Genomic DNA, 681 nt, shown 5'->3' on the forward strand with positions numbered 1-681 from the left:
GCCGAGGTCATCCAGCTCGCCTCGGCCCGATAGCAGGTGAACGCCGCAAACACGGCTGCTGGTCGACGAACTATGCACGCCAGCACTATTGGCGATCTCGCCGATCGCTCGAACTGGCGTTCAGAATGTCAGTCGATGTACGCAATCAACTCGTCCAGAGCCTGAATGCACTCGCTCACCCGATCTGCATTGACCTTCACCTGTTGTCCGTGCACTTCATAGTACCCTTGCTCCATCGATGAGAGCGGCCGCCCCAAGTGTGCAGAGACAACACCGGCAGTGTTGAAGTCGCGCAACGCAACAGCATATTCGTCTCGGAAGTCCGTCAGTGACTGGGGCGGGTTCGGCGTCTCCGTGAAGTAGATCGGATGGGTGCTAAATGCGCTGAAGAGCGTATCGGCGGTGGCATCAGAAAGCGCCTTAAAGGCGGTTGCCGCGCCATCATACTGTGTCAATCGATTGCCGACGATTACGTGAATCTGCGGCACCGCCAAGCCATACCTTTGTGCCTGAGACGCATACGTCCACGTACCATAAATCGGGTGTGGAGGAGTCTGCCCGTGCAGCAGAATAAACATCGCATTCGTTGCGACTCGCGACGAATCATCTGCGTTCACCGGGGTGATAAGGCGCTGAGCTGCAGACACTGCCAACTCGGTATAGATCGAGAAGCTTGGATTC

The 681-nt window shown here is 56.7% G+C and carries 1 protein-coding gene; it reads right to left on the reverse strand.

The window, feature by feature from the left end:
• Positions 1-128: 128 nt before the first annotated feature.
• Positions 129-681: hypothetical protein (locus tag ACFTWP_RS41055; RefSeq protein WP_380270305.1), on the reverse strand; the 553-nt coding region annotated here is incomplete at its 5' end.

This window comes from Kitasatospora sp. NPDC057015 (assembly GCF_042673745.1).
Classification (GTDB): Bacteria; Actinomycetota; Actinomycetes; order Streptomycetales; family Streptomycetaceae; genus Kitasatospora.